We start from the raw sequence: 19411 nt of genomic DNA, 5'->3' as shown, positions 1-19411 counted from the left end.
CGAGGCGCGCATTCTACAGCAGCCTCTGTCACTGTCAAGCGGTTATTTTCAGAAGTTTTCAAAGTTTCCTTTGCAACTTCAACCACTTGCGCTTCCGATCTCTCGTTAGCGGGAGGCGAATTCTACAGCGTTACTCGCTGCTGTCAACACCTCTTTTCCGCTACTTTCGACCGAGAAGATCGAACCGTTAATAGAGCCACACAGCACCGCTCTACCAACTCCTTCTGGGCTTCGATGACCTGAAGCAACTCGCTGCCGAAAACTGCATAACTCTTTGTTTACCAAGGAGTTTTCCGTTTCGACTGCGCCGGAAGTGGGGCGAATTATAGACTTCCAGAATCTGCCGTCAACACCTATTTTCACAATTCTGTCATATAAGTCAGAAAAGCCCAGAAACGCGAAGGCCGGCCCCAAGGAGCCGGCCTTCTTCCCTTCTACTTACAAGCTAGGGAACGCGAATTGCGAAGCTTCATGGCTCGCCCGTTGTGGCCAGCGCTGGGTGATGGCCTTACGACGGGTATAGAAACGCACGCCATCCGGGCCATAGGCATGCAAGTCGCCGAACAGCGAGCGCTTCCAGCCACCAAAGCTGTGATACGCCACTGGCACCGGCAACGGCACGTTGACCCCGACCATGCCGACTTCAATCTCATCGCAGAACAACCGCGCCGCTTCCCCGTCACGGGTAAAGATGCAGGTACCGTTGCCATACTCGTGATCGTTGATCAGTTGCATCGCCTCTTCCAGGCTGTTGACCCGAACGACGCACAACACCGGCCCGAAGATCTCTTCTTTATAGATGCGCATCTCCGGCGTGACGTTATCGAACAGGCAGCCACCCAGGAAGAACCCTTCCTCATGGCCGGCCACGCTCAGACCACGGCCATCCACCACCAGGGTCGCACCCGAAGAAACGCCGTCTTCTATATAGCCACTGACTTTATCGCGAGCCTGACCGGAAACCAGCGGCCCCATGTCCAGACCACACGACGTACCGGCACCAATCTTCAGCGCCTTGATTTGCGGTACCAACTTGGCCACCAACGCATCCGCCACCTGGTCACCGACGCACACGGCCACCGAGATCGCCATGCAACGCTCACCGCAGGAACCATAAGCCGCGCCCATCAGTGCGCTGACGGCGTTATCCAGATCCGCATCCGGCATCAGCACCGCATGGTTCTTCGCCCCGCCCAGTGCCTGGACACGTTTGCCGCGCTTGGTACCTTCGGCATAGATGTACTCGGCAATCGGCGTCGAGCCAACGAAGCTCAGCGCTTTGACTTCCGGCGCTTCGATCAACGCATCCACGGCGGTCTTGTCGCCATGCACAACGCTCAGCACACCTTTAGGCAGACCCGCTTCGACCAACAACTGAGCGATCAGCAGCGTGGAGCTCGGATCACGCTCGGACGGTTTAAGGATGAAGCAGTTACCGCAGACGATCGCCAGTGGGTACATCCACATCGGCACCATGGCCGGGAAGTTGAACGGAGCTGATGCCCGCAACCACGCCCAACGGCTGGAAATCCGACCATGCATCGATGTTTGGGCCGACGTTACGGCTGTACTCGCCCTTGAGGATCTCCGGCGCCGCACAAGCAAACTCGACGTTCTCAATCCCACGCTTCAGTTCACCGGCCGCATCTTCCAGCGTCTTGCCGTGCTCTTCGCTGATTAATTGCGCGATGCGCGCTTCGTTCTGCTCCAGCAGTTGCTTGAAGCGGAACATCACCTGGGCACGTTTGGCCGGCGGCGTGTTGCGCCAGGCCGGGAATGCAGCTTTGGCCGCGTCGATGGCTTTTTGAATGGTTTCGCGGCTGGCCAATGGCAGCTTGTGGATGGCCTTGCCGGTCGACGGGTTGAACACGTCAGCCGTGCGACCTTCTTCGGTCACCAGTTCGCCATTGATCAAATGCGGGATGAGGCTCATGCGGTACTCCTGAAATTTTTGTCCACCGGCGCCCGTCGAGGGGCGCCTGGTGTTTGTACATATATAGAGGGAGAAATCAGTCGATCTTGTTCAGCACTTCGCCAACCGCATCGAACAGACGATCCAGGTCCTGCGGCTTGCTGTTGAAGGTTGGGCCGAACTGCAGGGTGTCGCCGCCAAAGCGTACGTAGAACCCGGCTTTCCACAGCGCCATCCCGGCTTCGAATGGACGCACAATCGCATCGCCGTCACGCCCGGCAATCTGGATCGCGCCAGCCAAGCCGTAGTTACGAATATCGATGACGTTTTTCGAACCTTTCAGACCGTGCAACGCATTTTCGAAATGCGGAGCGATTTCGGCCACGCTCTGCACCAGGTTTTCCTTTTGCAGCAGGTCGAGTGCCGCCAGGCCAGCAGCACAGGCCACCGGGTGCGCGGAATAGGTGTAGCCGTGCGGGAATTCCACCGCGTACTCCGGCGTCGCCTGGTTCATGAAGGTGTGATAGATCTCGGAGCTGGCAATCACCGCGCCCATCGGGATCGCGCCGTTGGTGACTTGCTTGGCGATGCACATCAGGTCCGGGGTCACGCCAAAGCTGTCGGCGCCGAACATCGAACCGGTACGGCCGAAACCGGTGATCACTTCGTCGAACACCAGCAGGATGTTGTGCTGATCGCAGATGTCACGCAGACGCTTGAGGTAACCCTCAGGCGGAACCAGCACGCCAGCGGAACCGGCCATTGGCTCGACGAACACCGCCGCGATATTCGAGGCGTCGTGCAGCTCGATCAGTTTCAGCAGCTCATCGGCCAGAGCGATACCGCCTTCTTTCGGCATGCCACGGGAGTAAGCATTGCTGGCCAGCAAGGTGTGCGGTAGATGATCGACGTCCATCATTGCCTGACCAAACATTTTGCGGTTGCCGTTCACGCCGCCGAGACTGGTGCCGGCGATGTTCACGCCGTGGTAACCACGGGCACGGCCGATCATTTTGGTTTTGGTCGCCTGGCCTTTCAGGCGCCAGTAGGCACGCACCATCTTCACCGCAGTGTCAGCACACTCGGAACCCGAGTCAGTGAAGAACACGTGATTCAGATTGCCCGGCGTCAGGTCAGTGATTTTCTCGGCCAGTTGGAACGACAACGGATGGCCGTACTGGAAGCCCGGCGAGTAATCGAGGGTACCCAACTGCTTGGCAACCGCTTCCTGGATTTCCTTGCGAGTGTGCCCGGCGCCACAGGTCCACAGACCCGAGAGCGAATCGTAGACCTTGCGGCCCTTATCGTCTGTCAGCCAACTGCCTTCGGCCGCAACGATCAGTCGCGGATCGCGCTGGAAATTGCGGTTAGCGGTGTAGGGCATCCAGTGCGCATCCAGTTTGAGCTGGCTGGCCAGGGAAGACTGGGCGTTTTCGGGCAAGTTCATGAGCAAAACCTCGCAGGGCAATAAGCGGCATAGAGATCAAAAGCGTTCTTGCAGCTAAATTGCCACGGGGATAAAGTCGGTGAAATCCAACTCTTCTAACGTTCAGTCTGCCAGCCACTAAACTTTGAGTACGAAAGCATGAGCACTCGCCGCCCCGATCCGCTGGCACAAGTCAGCGACTTTGATATTCGCCTGCTGAGGATTTTTCGCAGCGTGGTGGAGTGCGGCGGATTCTCTGCGGCGGAGTCAGTGCTGGGCATCGGCCGCTCGGCCATCAGCCAGCAAATGAGCGACCTGGAACAACGCCTCGGCCTGCGCCTGTGCCAACGTGGCCGCGCCGGGTTTTCCCTGACCGAAGAAGGTCGCGAGGTCTACCACTCGGCGTTGCAACTATTAGGTGCGCTGGAAAGTTTCCGCACCGAGGTCAACGGCCTGCATCAACATTTGCGCGGCGAGTTGACCATCGGCCTGACCGACAACCTGGTCACCCTCCCCCATATGCGTATTACCCACGCATTGGCGCAATTGAAGGAGCGCGGGCCGGACGTACAAATTCAGATCCGCATGATCGCTCCCAACGAAGTTGAACAAGGGGTGCTCGACGGGCGCCTTCACGTCGGCGTAGTGCCGCAGGCCAGCGCCTTGTCGGGGCTGGAATATCAACCGCTCTACAGTGAACGCTCGCTGCTGTATTGCGCGGTCGGCCATCCGTTGTTTTATGTCGACGACAAGCAACTGGACGATGAACGCCTCAATAGCCAGGACGCCATCGCCCCAACCTTCCGCCTGCCCGCCGAGATCCAGGCGCATTACCAAGCCCTCAATTGCACCGCCAGCGCCTCGGACCGCGAAGGCATGGCGTTCCTGATTTTGACCGGACGCTACATCGGTTACCTGCCGGATCACTACGCCAGCCTCTGGGTCCAGCAGGGCCGATTGCGTGCATTGAAGCCAACCGCGCGTTTTTATGACCTGAGCCTCGCATCGGTCACACGCAAGGGCCGTCGCCCCCATTTGGTGCTGGAAAGCTTTTGGAGAGCCTGGCGGCGACTCGCTAAGAATCCTGTACAGCCCAGCCACGCTGGGCGACGCAGCACAAATCGATCAATAACCTGAGCACCTGGACAGCTTTTTGCAACGCATCAGCACCTTGATCCGTCAGCAATGAGTTCCTACGCCCATGCAGCCAGAATCCTCAACCCCCAGCGATCTGATCTACGGCCTCAACGATCGTCCAAAACCCCTCGCCGCGATCCTCGCCGCCCTGCAACACGTGCTCGCCAGCTTCGTCGGGATCATCACCCCGCCGCTGGTGATCGGCTCGGCGCTGGGGCTGACTGCCTATTTGCCATACTTGATCAGCATGGCGCTGATGGTCTCCGGCGTAGGAACGTTCATCCAGGCCCGTAGGCCATTCGGCATCGGTGCCGGGATGATCTGCCTGCAAGGCACCAGTTTTGCGTTTTTGGGCGCAGTGCTGTCAGCGGGTTTCCTGGTCAAGCAACGGGGCGGTAGCCCGGAAGACATTCTGGCGATGATCTTCGGCGTGTGCTTTTTCGGCGCCGTGGTGCAGATCGTTTTGAGCCGTTTCATCGGCCAACTGCGCCGGGTGATCACGCCGCTGGTGACCGGGATTGTCATTACCTTGATTGGCATCAGCCTGATCAAGGTTGGCATCACTGACCTCGGCGGTGGTTTCAACGCAGCGGATTTCGGCGCACCGGGCAATCTGGCGCTGGGCGTGTTCGTGCTGTTGACGATCGTCCTGCTCAATCGCTCGAATACGCCGTGGATTCGCCTTTCGGCCATCATCATTGGCTTGGTGCTGGGCAGCATCGCGGCGTACTTCAGTGGAAAACTGGTGCCGCAACCGTTACCTGACGTGCCCTTCGTAAGTCTTCCGATTCCTTTCCGATTCGGTTTCAGCTTCGACTGGACGGCTTTCCTGCCCGTGGCGCTGATTTATCTGATCAGCACCATCGAGACCGTCGGCGACCTCACCGCCAACTGCATGCTCGCCCGCCAGCCCATCAGCGGTCCTTCTTATATAAGCCGACTCAAGGGCGGTGTGCTCGGTGACGGTTTCAGTTGCCTGATCGCCGCGACCTTCAGCGCGTTCCCCAACACCACGTTTGCGCAGAACAACGGCGTGATCCAGTTGACCGGCGTCGCCAGCCGTTACGTCGGCCTGTACATCGGCGCCGTACTGTTTTGCCTCGGGCTGTTTCCATTGATTGGCGCGGTGTTGCAGCAGATCCCCAAACCGGTGCTCGGCGGCGCAACCCTGGTGATGTTCGGCAGTGTCGCGGCGGCCGGCGTGCGCATCCTCGCCCAGGCGCCGCTGGATCGTCGCAGCATGTTGATCATTGCGACTTCCTTTGGTGTTGGCCTGGGCATCGCCGCGCAGCCGAGCCTTTTGCACCTGCTGCCAAAACTGGTGCAGAACCTGTTCGACTCGGCGATCACCAGCGGCGGTATCACAGCGATCCTGATGTGCCTGTTGCTGCCCGAATCGAAAACCCAAATGCTTGACGCCAATACCCCGTTAAAAAGCGACCCAATCGAGCAGCTATAAGGGTTTTATTGCCTCAGGACTTGTCTGAAACCTGTGGGTGCGCTATCAACGCACTGGTTGCACCCACAGACTATTTCGGAAGTGCCTATGACCTTTGAAGTCCCCGCCCACGGCGGCAAACCTGCCAGCCGCATTCGTCAAAAGAACGAAGAGACGATCCTCAAAGCCGCCGAAGATGAATTCGCCCGCCACGGGTTCAAAGGCACCAGCATGAACACCATCGCCCAGAATGCCGGGTTGCCCAAAGCGAACCTGCATTACTACTTCACCAACAAGCTTGGGCTGTACGTGGCGGTACTGAGCAACATCATCGAGTTGTGGGACAGCACGTTCAACACCCTGACCGCCGAAGACGATCCGGCCGAGGCGCTGACCCGTTACATCCGCGCGAAGATGGAGTTCTCCCGACGCCAGCCACAGGCCTCGCGGATTTTCGCCATGGAAGTGATCAGCGGCGGCGAGTGCCTGACCGAGTATTTCAACCAGGACTATCGCGCCTGGTTCCAGGGCCGGGCCGCCGTGTTCCAGGCGTGGATCGACGCCGGCAAGATGGACCCGGTCGACCCGGTAAACCTGATCTTCCTGTTGTGGGGCAGCACTCAGCATTACGCCGACTTCGCCACCCAGATTTGCCGTGTCAGCGGGCGCACCAAGCTGACCAAGCAAGACATGGAAGACGCCGGCACCAACCTGATCCGCATCATCCTCAAGGGCTGCGGCCTGACACCGGCTATCTAAGTCCTTTATGCCTTTTACCCTCAGCGGTTTTTGCGAATACCGCGAAGAGATTCGCAAAAGCCGCTTCATCACCTTCGCCGGGCCGATCAGCAGCCCGGCGGATGCCCAAGCGTTCATCGAACAACACAGTGACTTGAACGCCTCGCACAATTGCTGGGCCTGGAAGCTCGGCGACCAGTACCGCAGCAACGACGATGGCGAACCCGGCGGGACGGCTGGCCGGCCAATTCTGGCGGCGATTGAAGCGCAGGATTGCGATCAGGTCGCGGTGCTGGTGATTCGTTGGTATGGCGGCATTCAACTCGGCACCGGTGGACTTGCCCGCGCTTACGGCGGCGGTGCGAACAAGTGCCTGCAAGCGGCGCCGAAGGTTGAGTTGATCAGCCGGGTGCCGTTGAGTTGCGCATGTGGGTTTGGCGAGTTGGCGTTGGTGAAGTTGCGGGTGGCGGAACTCGGCGGCTTGGTGGTGGAGGAATCCTTCACCGCTAATGGCGTGGAGCTGAAACTGGCCATCGCTGAACAGATGATCGACACCTTGCAATCACACCTCGCGGATTTGAGCCGCGGCCGGATTTTGCTGCAACGCTAGAAGATCAAAAGATCGCAGCCTTCGGCAGCTCCTACGTTGAAATCGCGATCCCCTGGAGCTGCCGAAGGCTGCGATCTTTTGGGGCATTCCCCAATTTCACTGTATTCAACAGTTGCCCACATCTACTGTGCACCCGGCTGTGGATAACCTGAGCACATACCGCTGTAACCCTTCTGTCATGCGGCTTTGCGGGCTTTGTTCACTTTTCGTCCAAAGTCCTGTCCAAAATTCGAAATCAACGAAAAAACAAACAGTTAGCTCGGTTTATCGCCTTTAGAAGATAGCCGCACAGTGCTTATGCCCTAGCGTTGCGCTTGCACACAAATACTGTGGAGCAACCTGTGGATAACCCGTTCATGGCTGGCTCAGCCCCGTGTCCGGCATAGCTTGCAGCCGACTGCTCATTTTTTGATCAAATAGACGCGGGCAAAAGCGGAGCCTGATCAAATACCTTGCCCTCAAGTGGTGCCTGATTCATCAGCGAAACAGTTCCAGACGTCTCCGCAAAGCCCTGATCAGCAAGGCTTTACGAAAATTCCTGACTCTATGGCCAGAAAATTGCTTTATCCACAGGCATAACCTCAATCGACCCGAGCCTGTCATGCCCAACCCCGTGCCGATCCCCGATCCGATCCCCAATCAAGCCTCGCGCCTGCAGCTACGTAAAATCAGCAAACGCTACCCCGGTTGCCTGGCCAACGATGCCATCGACCTGAGCATCGCTCCCGGTGAAATCCATGCCCTGCTCGGTGAAAACGGCGCGGGCAAAAGTACGCTGATGAAGATCATCTACGGCGTCACCCACGCCGATTCCGGGGAAGTGATCTGGCAAGGACAACGCGTTGCCATGCGCAATCCTGCCCAGGCACGCGGGCTTGGGATTGGCATGGTGTTCCAGCACTTCTCGCTGTTCGAAACCCTGAGCGTGGCGCAAAACATTGCGCTGGCCATGGGCGCGGCGGCCGGGACACCAAAACAATTGGAGCCGAAGATTCGTGAGGTTTCCCAACGCTACGGCATGGCGCTGGAACCGGAACGACTTGTCCACAGCCTGTCCATCGGCGAACGCCAACGGGTCGAAATCATTCGCTGCCTGATGCAGGACATTCGTCTGCTGATTCTCGATGAGCCCACCTCGGTGCTGACGCCACAAGAAGCGCACGAATTGTTCGTCACCTTGCGTCGACTGGCGGTCGAGGGCTGCAGCATTCTGTTTATCAGCCACAAGCTCGGCGAAGTCCGCGCGTTATGCCACAGCGCCACGGTGCTGCGCGGCGGTCGGGTGGCCGGGCATTGCGTGCCGGCCGAGTGCTCGGATCAGCAACTGGCGCGGTTGATGGTCGGTGAAGCGGCCGAGCTGATTACTGACTATCCGAAGGTGGTCGGTGGTGAGGCATTTTTGAATGTCAGTGGATTGTCCTGGCATAACCCGGACCCGTTCGGCTGCTCGCTGAAGGACATCAACCTTGAAGTACGCAGCGGTGAAATTGTCGGCATCGCCGGGGTAGCGGGCAACGGTCAGGATGAGTTGCTGGCGTTGCTCAGCGGTGAGGAACGGCTGAACCGCAACGACGGTGCAACTGTCCGTTTCGCCGGGCAAGCGGTCGCCCATTTGCGCCCCGATGCCCGGCGCAAACTCGGTCTGGCCTTTGTCCCCGCCGAACGTCTGGGCCATGGCGCGGTTCCGGAACTGAGCCTGGCCGACAACGCCCTGCTCACGGCTTTTCAGCAAGGGCTGGTGAGCAATGGCCTGATCCAGCGTGGCAAAGTCGAGGCGCTGGCCGAAGAGATCGTCCGCCGTTTCGGGGTGAAGACGCCCAATACCCAAACGGCGGCCCGCAGCCTGTCCGGCGGCAACCTGCAGAAATTCATCCTTGGCCGGGAAATCCTTCAGCAGCCAAAACTGCTGGTGGCCGCGCACCCGACCTGGGGCGTGGACGTCGGCGCGGCAGCAACCATTCACCGCGCGCTGATTGCCTTGCGCGATGCCGGCGCGGCGATCCTGGTGATCTCCGAAGACCTCGATGAACTGTTCCAGATTTGCGATCGCCTCGGCGCCTTGTGCAGCGGACGATTGTCGCCGCTCAAGGCCACCGTCGACACTCGCCTGACCGATGTCGGTGGCTGGATGGCCGGCCAGTTCGACGTCCCTCATTCACCTGCACCCGCAACGCTTTAACGGAGTTCCACATGCTGCTTTCTCTCGAACCCCGTGGCCAGCAATCGCGCCTGATGTTGTGGTGCTCGCCGTTGCTGGCGGCGGCGCTGACTTTGGGCTGCGGCTCATTGTTGTTTATCGCGTTGGGTCACGACCCGTTGCTGACCTTGCACACCTTGCTGATCGCGCCGATCAGCGACTTGTATGGCGTTTCCGAACTGCTGGTCAAAGCCTTGCCGATTCTGCTTTGCGCGTTGGGCCTGGCGGTGGCGTATCAAGCACGGATCTGGAACATCGGCGCCGAAGGCCAGTTGCTGCTTGGCGCCCTGGCCGGCAGTGCACTGGCGGTGAACATCATCGACATGCAAAGTCGTTGGGCGCTGGTCTTCGTCCTGCTCGTCGGCACGATGGCCGGCGCAGCGTGGGCCGGGCTGACGGCGTGGTTGCGCACGCGCTTCAACGCCAACGAAATCCTCACCAGCATCATGCTCAATTACATCGCCCTAAACCTGCTGCTGTTCTGCGTGCACGGGCCGTTGAAAGACCCGGCCGGGTTCAACTTTCCGGAGTCGGCGATGTTTGGTGATGCCAGCCGTTTACCGTTGTTGATGGAGGACGGTCGGGTTCACGCGGGTGTTTATTTCGCCCTGCTCGCGCTGGTCGCTGTGTGGGTGCTGTTACAGAAAAGCTTTGTCGGTTTCCAGATCAAAGTGCTCGGGCTGGATAAGCGCGCGGCGGGGTTTGTCGGCTTTCGCGAGAAGCGGTTGATCTGGTTGGCGCTGTTGATTAGCGGCGGCCTGGCCGGATTGGCCGGCGTCTGTGAAGTCACCGGACCGATCGGCCAATTAGTCCCGCAAGTCTCGCCAGGGTACGGCTATGCAGCGATTACCGTGGCGTTTCTCGGCCGGTTGAATCCGATCGGCATTCTGTTTTCCAGCCTGTTGATGGCGTTGCTGTACATCGGTGGCGAGAGCGCGCAGATGAGCATGAACCTGCCACAAGCGATCACCCAACTGTTCCAGGGGATGATGCTGTTTTTCCTGCTGGCCAGTGACGTGCTGATTCTCTATCGGCCGCGTTTGAACCTGCGCTGGGCACGCCGCGCACCCGCCACCGCCGTAACCGCAGGAGCGCTGTGATGGATATCGATCTGCTGAGCAATATTTTCTACGCCATGGTCCGCTGCGGTACGCCGTTGCTGTTGGTGGCGCTGGGGGAACTGATCTGCGAGAAGAGCGGCGTCCTCAATCTGGGCCAGGAAGGCATGATGCTGTTTGGCGCGGTGATCGGTTTTATCGTCGCGCTGAACAGCGGCAACCTGTGGCTTGGCGTGTTGCTGGCGATGCTCGCCGGGATGCTGCTGTCGTCGCTGTTTGCCTTGGTGGCGCTGGTGTTCAACGCCAATCAGGTGGCCACCGGGTTGGCGCTGACGATCTTCGGTGTGGGTCTGTCGACGTTTGTCGGCGCAGCGTGGGTCGGTAAACCGCTGGCGGGTTTTGAGCCGGTGGCGATTCCGTATTTGAGCGAGATTCCGCTGATCGGCCGGATGCTGTTTGCCCAGGATTTACTGGTGTATCTGTCGTTCGCGCTGTTTGCACTGGTGGCGTGGGCGATCCTTAAAAGTCGCGTCGGGCTGATCATTCAAGCGGTTGGGGAAAACCCGGACGCGGCCAGTGCGATGGGTTTGCCGGTATTGGCTGTGCGTACGTTGGCGGTGTTGTTTGGCGGAGCGATGGCCGGGTTGGCCGGGGCTTATTTGTCGTTGGCCTATACGCCGATGTGGGCCGAGAACATGAGCGCCGGACGCGGCTGGATTGCCTTGGCGCTGGTGGTGTTTGCCAGTTGGCGGGTGTGGCGGTTGTTGCTCGGAGCGTATCTGTTCGGACTCGCCAGCATCCTGCATCTGGTGGCGCAGGGGTTGGGGCTGGCGATTCCGTCGAGTCTGCTGGCGATGCTGCCGTATGTCGCGACCATTGTAGTGCTGGTGCTGTTGTCACGGGATGCGGTGCGCACACGGTTGTATGCGCCGGTGTCGTTGGGGCAGCCGTGGCAGGGTGGGCATTAGGAGGCGGCCGGGCGGGCCTCTTCGCGAGCAAGCCCGCTCCCACATTGGATCGGGTTTACACAGTTCCCTGTGGGAGCGGGCTTGCTCGCGAAAGCGCCCGAACCGGCAACACCTGAACCACGCCCCACACCACTTCAAAGAACAAGAAAATTACCAACAGCGAACTGGCGCCATGGGCCAGGGCATAAGCCTGCCAAGCCGCAAACAAAAACCGCCCCACCGCGTCATACCGCCCATAAACCTGCTGCGGATCACGAATCCGCAACACCGCCCAAACACACACAATCGACCCTAACAAATTAGCCATAAGCATGTGCATCGGCTCAAACGCCGGCAACTCACCCGGCAGATTCAACGCCTGGCTCACACTCGACAACACCCCATGCAACGCGGCAAAACTCCAAGGCGTGGCAAACGCCGCCGTCACGATCAAGTCATACCAGGCACTGCCGCGCACCAGTCGGCGATATTGCGTTGAAGTCCACATCGGCGTTGCTCCATAAATTCAGGGAGCAACAAGGCTAAAGCCTGGAGTATGCTCCAGGGTCAAGCCCCTTTGAGACGTCAAGATGCGCATCGGTGAATTAGCCCAGGCCAGCGCCGTCAGCCGCGACACGCTGCGCTTCTACGAGCAGCGCGGGTTGATCGCCGCGCAACGCAGCGCCAACGGTTATCGCGACTACCCGGCGGACATGGTGCAACTGGTGCTGTACATCAAAACCGCTCAACGGCTGGGGTTTACCCTCGGCGAGATCGGCAACAGCGTCGCCGCGTTATGGCAGTCGCCCGACCCGGACAGCGCCGTCACGCAACTGCTGCAAGACAAGCTCAAGTTGATCGAAACCCGGATGGCCGAACTCGGCGCGCTGCGCAACGAGTTGCAGCAACGGCTCGGCCAGCGTTGTCCACTGAATCCGTGATCCTCATTTATCAAGGAAACCACTCATGTCCACGGCAAAAACCGCACTCATCATCGGCGCTTCTCGGGGCTTGGGCCTCGGGTTGGTGAAAACCTTGCTGGCCGACGGCTGGCAAGTCACCGCTACCGTGCGCAACCCGCAGAAGGCCGATGCGTTGCAAGCGCTGGGCAAGGTGCGGATTGAAAAACTCGACATGGATGATCAGCAAGCCGTCATCGCCCTGAGCCAACAGCTCAAGGGTGAAGTGTTTGACCTGTTGTTTGTGAATGCCGGCGTCAAGGGCCCGGAAGTTCAGACGCCTGGTGGCGGCGCGACGCTGGCCGAAGTCGGGCAACTGTTTTTCACCAACGCAGTGGCACCGATCAACCTGGCCCAGCGTTTCGTCGGGCAGATTCGTGACGGCAGCGGTGTGTTGGCGTTCATGAGTTCCGGGCTGGGTAGCGTAACCGTGGCGGACGCACCGGAGCTGGCGCTGTACAAGGCCAGTAAGGCCGCGTTGAACTCGATGACCAACACCTTCGTGACGCAATTGGGCGAACAGAAACTCACCGTGTTGTCACTGCATCCGGGCTGGGTGAAGACAGACATGGGCGGCGAAGGCGCAGACCTGGATGTGGAAACCAGCACCCGCGGGTTGGTTGATCAGGTGAATGCGTATACCGGTAAGGGCGGCCATTATTTTGTGAACTACAAAGGTGAGACCATTCCCTGGTAACACCGCCCTCCCCCGTAGGAGCTGCCGCAGGCTACTCCTACAGGGGTTTTGGGTCGTCTGGTCGGGCCGGGCTTGCCCGCGACGCCGTTTTGTTTGAAACTTCGCACCTCGCCTCACCGCGACCCTGGATCAGCAGACAGGGTAATCACTGAGCTGGCTAACCTGAACCCAACTTTCAGAGGAGCCGGCCAACATGCCTGCGACCCGTACCTGGTTAAAAAATCCCCTCGCGATCTTCACTGCCAATGGCCTCGATGCCCGTGGCGGCCTGGTGCTGCAAGACGGTTTGATCGTCGAAGTGCTCGCCGCTGGCCAGCAACCGTCCTCACCTTGTGGACAAGTCTTCGATGCCCGCGAGCATGTGATTCTGCCCGGCCTGATCAACACCCATCACCATTTCTATCAAACCCTGACCCGCGCCTGGGCGCCGGTGGTCAATCAGCCGTTGTTCCCGTGGCTGAAAACCCTGTACCCGGTCTGGGCGCGCCTCACGCCTGAAAAACTCGCCCTGGCCACCAAAGTCGCGTTGGCCGAGTTGCTGCTGTCCGGCTGCACCACCGCCGCCGATCACCACTATCTGTTCCCGGAAGGCCTGGAAAACGCGATCGACGTGCAAGTCGAAAGCGTTCGCGAACTGGGAATGCGCGCCATGCTGACGCGCGGTTCCATGAGCCTCGGCGAAAAGGACGGTGGCCTGCCACCGCAGCAAACCGTGCAGGAAGGCGAAGTGATTCTCGCCGACAGTCAGCGCTTGATTACCGAGTACCACGAGCGTGGCGACGGTGCACAAATCCAGATCGCCCTGGCGCCCTGCTCGCCGTTCTCGGTGACGCCGGAAATCATGTCCGCCAGCGCCGAACTGGCGAACAAACTCGATGTGCGCCTGCACACACACCTGGCTGAAACCCTCGACGAAGAGGACTTCTGCCTGCAACGCTTTGGCCTGCGCACCGTGGATTACCTGGACAGCGTCGGCTGGCTCGGCCCGCGCACCTGGCTGGCCCACGGCATCCATTTCAACCCGGACGAAATCGCCCGCCTCGGCGCGGCCGGCACCGGTATCTGCCATTGCCCGAGTTCGAATATGCGCCTGGCGTCCGGCATCTGTCCGACGCTGGACCTGACCGCCGCGGGTGCGTTGCTGGGCCTGGGAGTGGACGGCTCGGCGTCTAACGATGCGTCGAACATGATGCTCGAAACCCGTCAGGCGCTGTACATCCAGCGGCTGCGTTATGGCGCCGAGAAGATCACCCCGGAACTGGTCCTGGGCTGGGCGACCAAGGGTTCGGCGAGTTTGCTGGGGCGTACCGATATCGGTGAGTTGGCGGTGGGCAAGCAGGCGGATCTGGCGCTGTTCAAACTCGATGAGCTGCGGTTTTCCGGCAGCCATGATCCGGTGTCGGCGTTGCTGCTGTGTGGTGCGGATCGGGCGGATCGGGTGATGGTTGGCGGCAAGTGGCGGGTGATTGATGGGCAGGTTGAAGGGCTGGATCTCAAAGGCTTGATTGCCGATCACAGCCAGGCGGCTCGGCAGTTGATTGCCGGGACCTGACACAACACAATCAAAAATGTGGGAGCGGGCTTGCTCGCTCCCACATTGATCCGGTTTCCACCGTGGTTTTGTGGTGTGCTTAGAGGCCAAGCAACGACAACATGATAAACGTCGCAAACAACACGAAGTGAGTCATGCCTTCAATGGCATTGGTTTCGCCGTCGTTGAGGTTGATCGCACTGACGAGCAACGTCAGAAAAACCATCACCGTCTGCACCGGGGTCATCGCCATATGAAATGGCTGGCCGGTGTAGAGCGCCATCGCTTCCATCACCGGCACCGTCAAGATTACCGTCGACAGCGAAGCGCCCATGGCGATGTTGACCACCGACTGCATGCGGTTGGCCAATGCCGCGCGCAATGCGGTCAAAATCTCCGGCGCAGCGGAAATCGCCGCTACCAGGATCGCCGTGATCACCGGCGGTGCTCCCGTTCCTTCCAGCCCCAGGTCGAGGGTCTTGGACATCACCTCGGCCAAGGCGCCAATCACCACAACGCCAAATACCAGCGTACTGACGCTAAGCGCCACGTTGACCGGCTCAGGTTCGTCTTCCGGGACTTTCTTGCGGCGTTTTTCCGGATAGCTGTAGCTGAAAAAATAACTGTGCGGCCCGACCTGCATGCGCAAAAACAAGGTGTAGAGCACGATCATCGCGCCGATGGTGAACGCCGAATAAACCTTCCAATTCGCTTCAGGAATGAACTCCGGCACCACCATTGAAACCCCCATGGCAGTGAGGATCATCACGCTGTAGCTGCGCGCCGAGTCGTCGTTGTAGGACTGTTCGCCATGCTTGATCCCGCCCATCAAAGCGGCGAGACCGAGAATGCCGTTGATGTCGAGCATCACCGCCGAGTAAATCGTGTCACGCACCAGGGTCGGCGAGGCTTCGTTGCTCATCATGATCGCCAGGATCACCACTTCGACCAGCACGGCGGCGAGGGTCAGAATCATCGTGCCGTAAGGATCGCCGACTTTTTCGGCGAGCAATTCGGCGTGATGAGCCACGCGCATCGAGGCGACGACGATGAACGCGATCAGCACCAGCCCGGCGGCGAGCGCGACGGGTTGGCCGCTGTGCAACATCCACGGCTCTAGCGGGTACGCAACGACGGCGGCGAGAACGGCCAACAGCAGAAATTTTTCTTGCTTGAGGAGTGTGAGCATTGCGGGCCTTTTGCACAGTGGCGCGAAAACAGGGTGATGAGCTACTGACTGCGGGGCGGCGCTAACGTTTCGTTACACCTTAGCGCACCAGTGGATGGCAGCTGTGCTCGGCCATGCACTTTTATCGGCCTCAAGGGCCCCATCGCGAGCAGGCTCGCTCCCACAGGGGAACGCAACCCAATGTGGGAGCGAGCCTGCTCGCGATGGCCACGACACGGTTTCGGCTTGATTGTTGTCCTGTTGGTCAGCAATTTGCATTGACCTCGCCAACCTCAAAACAAAATGGAGTTCGAGTTCATGCATAAACGTCCGTTGAAGAAGCTGTTGTGCGCCGTTGCGGCGGCTATCGGTCTGAGCGCCAGCCTGACCGCCAGTGCCACCGACCCGCTGAAAGTCGGCTTCGTCTATATCGGCCCGATCGGTGACCACGGCTGGACGTATCAGCATGAACAGGGGCGCAAGGCACTCGCCGATAAATTCGGCGCGCAGATCACCACCAACTACGTGGAAAACGTCGCCGAAGGCGCCGACGCCGAGCGGGTGATCCGCAACATGGCCAAGGACAACTACGACCTGATCTTCACGACCTCTTTCGGCTACATGAACCCGACCCTGAAAGTCGCCAAGCAATTCCCCAAGGTGACCTTCGAGCACGCCACCGGCTACAAACAGGACAAGAACCTCGGCACCTACCTGGCGCGCACGTATGAAGGTCGCTACGTCGGCGGTTTCCTCGCGGCGAAGATGACCAAGACCAAGAAGATCGGCTACGTCGCCTCGTTCCCGATCCCGGAAGTGATCCGCGACATCAACGCCATTCAACTGGCTCTGAACAAGTACAACCCGGGCACCGAGATCAAGGTGGTGTGGGTCAACTCGTGGTTCGATCCGGGCAAAGAGGCCGATGCCGCCAACGCGCTGATCGACCAGGGCGTGGACGTGGTGTTCCAGCACACCGACAGCCCGGCGCCGATCCAGGCGGCCGAAGTGATGGCGTGTATGCCGTGGGCTACGCTTCGGACATGGCGCACTTCGGGCCGAAAGCGGTGCTGACCTCGATCGTCAACGATTGGGGCCCGCACTACATTCAGGCGACCCAGAGCGTGCTCGACCACAACTGGAAATCCCAGGATTACTGGGGCGGCTTGAAGGAAGGCACGGTTGAACTGCCGATCAGCGACCTGGTGCCGGCGCCGGTGAAAGCCGAAGCCGAGCAAATCATTGCCGACATCAAGAGCGGTGCGCTGCACCCGTTTACCGGGCCGATCAAGGATCAGGCCGGTGTCGAGAAAATCGCGGCGGGGGCGACAGCGAGCAATGCGGAACTGGCGTCGATGAACTACTACGTTGAAGGCATGAAGGCTGAGATTCCGAAGTAATCCTTCATCCTTCAGCCTCAACACACCCCCTGTGGGAGCGGGCTTGCTCGCGAAAGCGGTGCGTCAGTTACGAAAATGCCGACTGACACGCCCTCCCTCTTCGCGAGCAAGCCCGCTCCCACATTGGAATTCCGGCGTTTATAAGGACTGCGCATGAATCAACTCCCGATCATCGACATCGCTCCGCTCTACAGCGACGACGCCCATGCCTGGCAATCCGTCGCCACGCAAATCGACCGCGCCTGCCGCGACTGGGGCTTTTTCTACATCAAAGGTCACCCGATCAGCGTCGCGCGCATCGATGCCGTGCTCGACCACGCCCACCGTTTCTTCGCCCTGCCCGCCGCCGAAAAGCTCAAGATCGACATCACCCAGACCCAACACCATCGCGGCTACGGCGCCATCGCCACCGAGCAGTTGGACCCGAGCAAACCCAGTGACCTGAAAGAAACCTTCGACATGGGCCTGCACTTTCCGGCCGATCACCCGGAAGTACTGGCGGAAAAACCGCTGCGCGGCCCCAACCGCCATCCATCGATGCCGGGTTGGGAAGCGCTGATGGAGCAGCATTACGTCGACATGCAAGCCCTCGCCCAAACCCTGCTGCGGGCGATGACGATGGCGCTGAACATCGAACGCGACTTCTTCGATACCCGCTTCAATGAGCCCGTCAGCGTGCTGCGGATGATCCACTACCCGCCACGCCACACCGCCAGTTCTGAAGACCAGCAAGGCGCCGGCGCCCACACCGATTACGGCTGCATCACCCTGCTCTATCAGGACGCCGCCGGCGGCCTGCAAGTACGCAACGTCAAAGGTGAGTGGATCGATGCGCCGCCCATCGAAGGCACCTTCGTGGTCAACCTCGGCGACATGATGGCGCGCTGGAGCAACGACCGTTACCTGTCGACGCCGCACCGGGTTATCAGCCCGCTGGGGGTGGACCGTTACTCGATGCCGTTCTTCGCCGAGCCACACCCGGACACCGCCATCGAATGCCTGCCCGGTTGCCAGGACGAACTGCACCCGGCGAAATATCCGGCCACCACCTGCGCCGAATTTCTGCTCTCGCGCTTCGCCGATACCTACGCCTATCGACGGGAACAGGAAGCGGTGTGATGAACCGGTTGGTCAGGTTTTACCAATTGTTGCGGCGCGCATCTGTAGAATGCCGTCATTGCACCTGATGAGAATTCGAACATGTACGACTGGCTGAACGCCCTGCCCAAGGCAGAACTGCACTTGCACCTGGAAGGCTCGCTGGAGCCTGAGTTGCTGTTCGCCCTGGCCGAACGCAACAAGATCGCCCTGCCGTGGAACGACGTCGAAACCCTGCGCAAGGCCTACGCCTTTAACAACCTGCAAGAGTTTCTCGACCTGTACTACCAGGGCGCCGACGTGTTGCGCACCTCTCAGGATTTCTACGACCTGACCTGGGCTTACCTGTTGCGTTGCAAGGCGCAGAACGTGATTCACACCGAGCCGTTCTTCGATCCGCAGACTCACACCGACCGTGGTGTGCCATTCGAAGTGGTGCTCAACGGCATCGCTGCCGCACTTAAAGATGGCGAGCAGCAACTGGGCATCACCAGCGGTTTGATCCTGAGCTTCCTGCGCCACTTGAGCGAAGACGAAGCGCAGAAAACCCTCGACCAGGCGCTGCCGTTCCGCGATGCGTTCGTGGCTGTCGGCCTGGACAGTTCGGAGATGGGTCACCCGCCGAGCAAGTTCCAGCGTGTGTTTGATCGTGCCCGTCACGAAGGCTTCCTGACCGTCGCCCACGCCGGTGAAGAAGGCCCGCCGGAATACATCTGGGAAGCCATCGACCTGCTGAAAATCCAGCGCATCGACCATGGCGTGCGCGCCATCGAAGACGAGCGTCTGATGCAGCGGATCATCGACGAACAGATCCCGCTGACCGTGTGCCCGTTGTCCAACACCAAGCTCTGCGTGTTCGATCACATGTCCCAGCACAACATTCTCGACATGCTCGAACGTGGTGTGAAAGTGACCGTGAACTCCGACGACCCGGCGTACTTCGGCGGTTATGTCACCGAGAACTTCCACGCGCTGTATACCGACTTGGGCATGACCCAGGATCAGGCCAAGCGTTTGGCGCAGAACAGCCTGGATGCTCGACTGGTAAAGCCATAAGCATCACCGCATAACCATTGTGGGAGCGGGCTTGCTCGC

General features: G+C 59.7%; 14 protein-coding genes and 3 pseudogenes. 13 read left to right on the top strand and 4 right to left on the bottom strand.

All coding sequences use genetic code 11. From position 1 onward, the window contains the following. Window positions 1-438: 438 nt before the first annotated feature. Both RHM58_RS12315 and RHM58_RS12310 read right to left on the bottom strand, forming a co-directional pair. Window positions 439-1933, bottom strand: a pseudogene (locus RHM58_RS12315) (CoA-acylating methylmalonate-semialdehyde dehydrogenase). A 76-nt stretch (window positions 1934-2009) separates the two neighbouring features. Beyond that, window positions 2010-3359, bottom strand: coding sequence for an aspartate aminotransferase family protein (locus RHM58_RS12310; protein ID WP_322270485.1), 1350 nt, complete (start codon window positions 3357-3359; stop codon window positions 2010-2012). Window positions 3360-3497: 138 nt separating this feature from the next. On the opposite strand from RHM58_RS12310, the pseudogene RHM58_RS12305 reads away from it, so the two are divergent. The 7 genes and pseudogenes from RHM58_RS12305 (at window position 3498) to RHM58_RS12275 (ending at window position 11484) form a co-directional block, all read left to right on the top strand. After that, window positions 3498-4417: pseudogene (locus RHM58_RS12305) on the top strand (LysR family transcriptional regulator). Window positions 4418-4539: 122 nt separating this feature from the next. Continuing rightward, on the top strand, window positions 4540-5934 hold the full coding sequence (locus RHM58_RS12300) for a uracil-xanthine permease family protein (protein WP_322270484.1): 1395 nt from the start codon (window positions 4540-4542) through the stop codon (window positions 5932-5934). 87 nt (window positions 5935-6021) lie between these two features. Continuing rightward, on the top strand, window positions 6022-6672 hold the full coding sequence (locus RHM58_RS12295) for a TetR/AcrR family transcriptional regulator (protein ID WP_201200343.1): 651 nt from the start codon (window positions 6022-6024) through the stop codon (window positions 6670-6672). A gap of 7 nt (window positions 6673-6679) precedes the next feature. Continuing rightward, window positions 6680-7261, top strand: a complete 582-nt coding sequence (locus RHM58_RS12290; RefSeq protein ID WP_201200341.1) for an IMPACT family protein — start codon at window positions 6680-6682, stop codon at window positions 7259-7261. A 601-nt stretch (window positions 7262-7862) separates the two neighbouring features. Then, window positions 7863-9440: an ABC transporter ATP-binding protein gene (locus RHM58_RS12285; RefSeq protein ID WP_201200339.1), complete on the top strand. Its 1578-nt coding sequence runs from the start codon at window positions 7863-7865 to the stop codon at window positions 9438-9440. Window positions 9441-9451: 11 nt separating this feature from the next. Further along, entirely contained in the window at window positions 9452-10558 is a 1107-nt protein-coding gene (locus RHM58_RS12280; RefSeq protein ID WP_201200337.1) for an ABC transporter permease, read from the top strand. After that, window positions 10558-11484, top strand: coding sequence for an ABC transporter permease (locus RHM58_RS12275; protein WP_201200335.1), 927 nt, complete (start codon window positions 10558-10560; stop codon window positions 11482-11484). Before RHM58_RS12280 ends, RHM58_RS12275 begins: the two co-directional genes overlap by 1 nt. Window positions 11485-11539: 55 nt before the next feature. Here the strand turns inward: RHM58_RS12275 and RHM58_RS12270 are convergent, their stop codons facing one another. Beyond that, a complete protein-coding gene (locus tag RHM58_RS12270; RefSeq protein ID WP_201200333.1) occupies window positions 11540-11971 on the bottom strand; it encodes a hypothetical protein in 432 nt (143 codons plus the stop codon). An 82-nt stretch (window positions 11972-12053) separates the two neighbouring features. Between RHM58_RS12270 and RHM58_RS12265 the strand changes: the two genes are divergently transcribed. The 3 genes from RHM58_RS12265 (at window position 12054) to RHM58_RS12255 (ending at window position 14671) form a co-directional block, all read left to right on the top strand. Continuing rightward, the gene (locus RHM58_RS12265; protein WP_322270483.1) at window positions 12054-12404 is read left to right on the top strand and encodes a MerR family transcriptional regulator; all 351 of its coding nucleotides are present in this window, start codon (window positions 12054-12056) and stop codon (window positions 12402-12404) included. Between the two features lie 25 nt (window positions 12405-12429). Beyond that, window positions 12430-13119, top strand: coding sequence for an SDR family oxidoreductase (locus RHM58_RS12260; protein ID WP_322270482.1), 690 nt, complete (start codon window positions 12430-12432; stop codon window positions 13117-13119). 193 nt (window positions 13120-13312) lie between these two features. Continuing rightward, the gene (locus RHM58_RS12255) at window positions 13313-14671 is read left to right on the top strand and encodes an 8-oxoguanine deaminase (RefSeq protein WP_201200329.1); all 1359 of its coding nucleotides are present in this window, start codon (window positions 13313-13315) and stop codon (window positions 14669-14671) included. A gap of 79 nt (window positions 14672-14750) precedes the next feature. On the opposite strand, the gene RHM58_RS12250 is transcribed toward RHM58_RS12255, so the two are convergent. Beyond that, window positions 14751-15839, bottom strand: coding sequence for a calcium:proton antiporter (locus tag RHM58_RS12250; protein WP_201200328.1), 1089 nt, complete (start codon window positions 15837-15839; stop codon window positions 14751-14753). A gap of 297 nt (window positions 15840-16136) precedes the next feature. On the opposite strand from RHM58_RS12250, the pseudogene RHM58_RS12245 reads away from it, so the two are divergent. From RHM58_RS12245 to RHM58_RS12235, 3 genes and pseudogenes are all read left to right on the top strand, one after another. Continuing rightward, a pseudogene (locus tag RHM58_RS12245) lies at window positions 16137-17218 on the top strand (BMP family ABC transporter substrate-binding protein). Between the two features lie 153 nt (window positions 17219-17371). After that, the gene (locus tag RHM58_RS12240) at window positions 17372-18337 is read left to right on the top strand and encodes a 2-oxoglutarate and iron-dependent oxygenase domain-containing protein (protein WP_322270481.1); all 966 of its coding nucleotides are present in this window, start codon (window positions 17372-17374) and stop codon (window positions 18335-18337) included. 81 nt (window positions 18338-18418) lie between these two features. Next, window positions 18419-19372, top strand: coding sequence for an adenosine deaminase (locus tag RHM58_RS12235; RefSeq protein WP_322270480.1), 954 nt, complete (start codon window positions 18419-18421; stop codon window positions 19370-19372). The last annotated feature ends 39 nt before the right edge of the window (window positions 19373-19411 follow it).

Origin of the sequence: Pseudomonas sp. 10S4 (genome assembly GCF_034344865.1) — a bacterium.
Taxonomy (GTDB): domain Bacteria; phylum Pseudomonadota; class Gammaproteobacteria; order Pseudomonadales; family Pseudomonadaceae; genus Aquipseudomonas.
The sequence above is the reverse complement of the archived record's forward strand: the minus strand, read 5'-3'. Positions and strand labels throughout refer to the sequence as shown.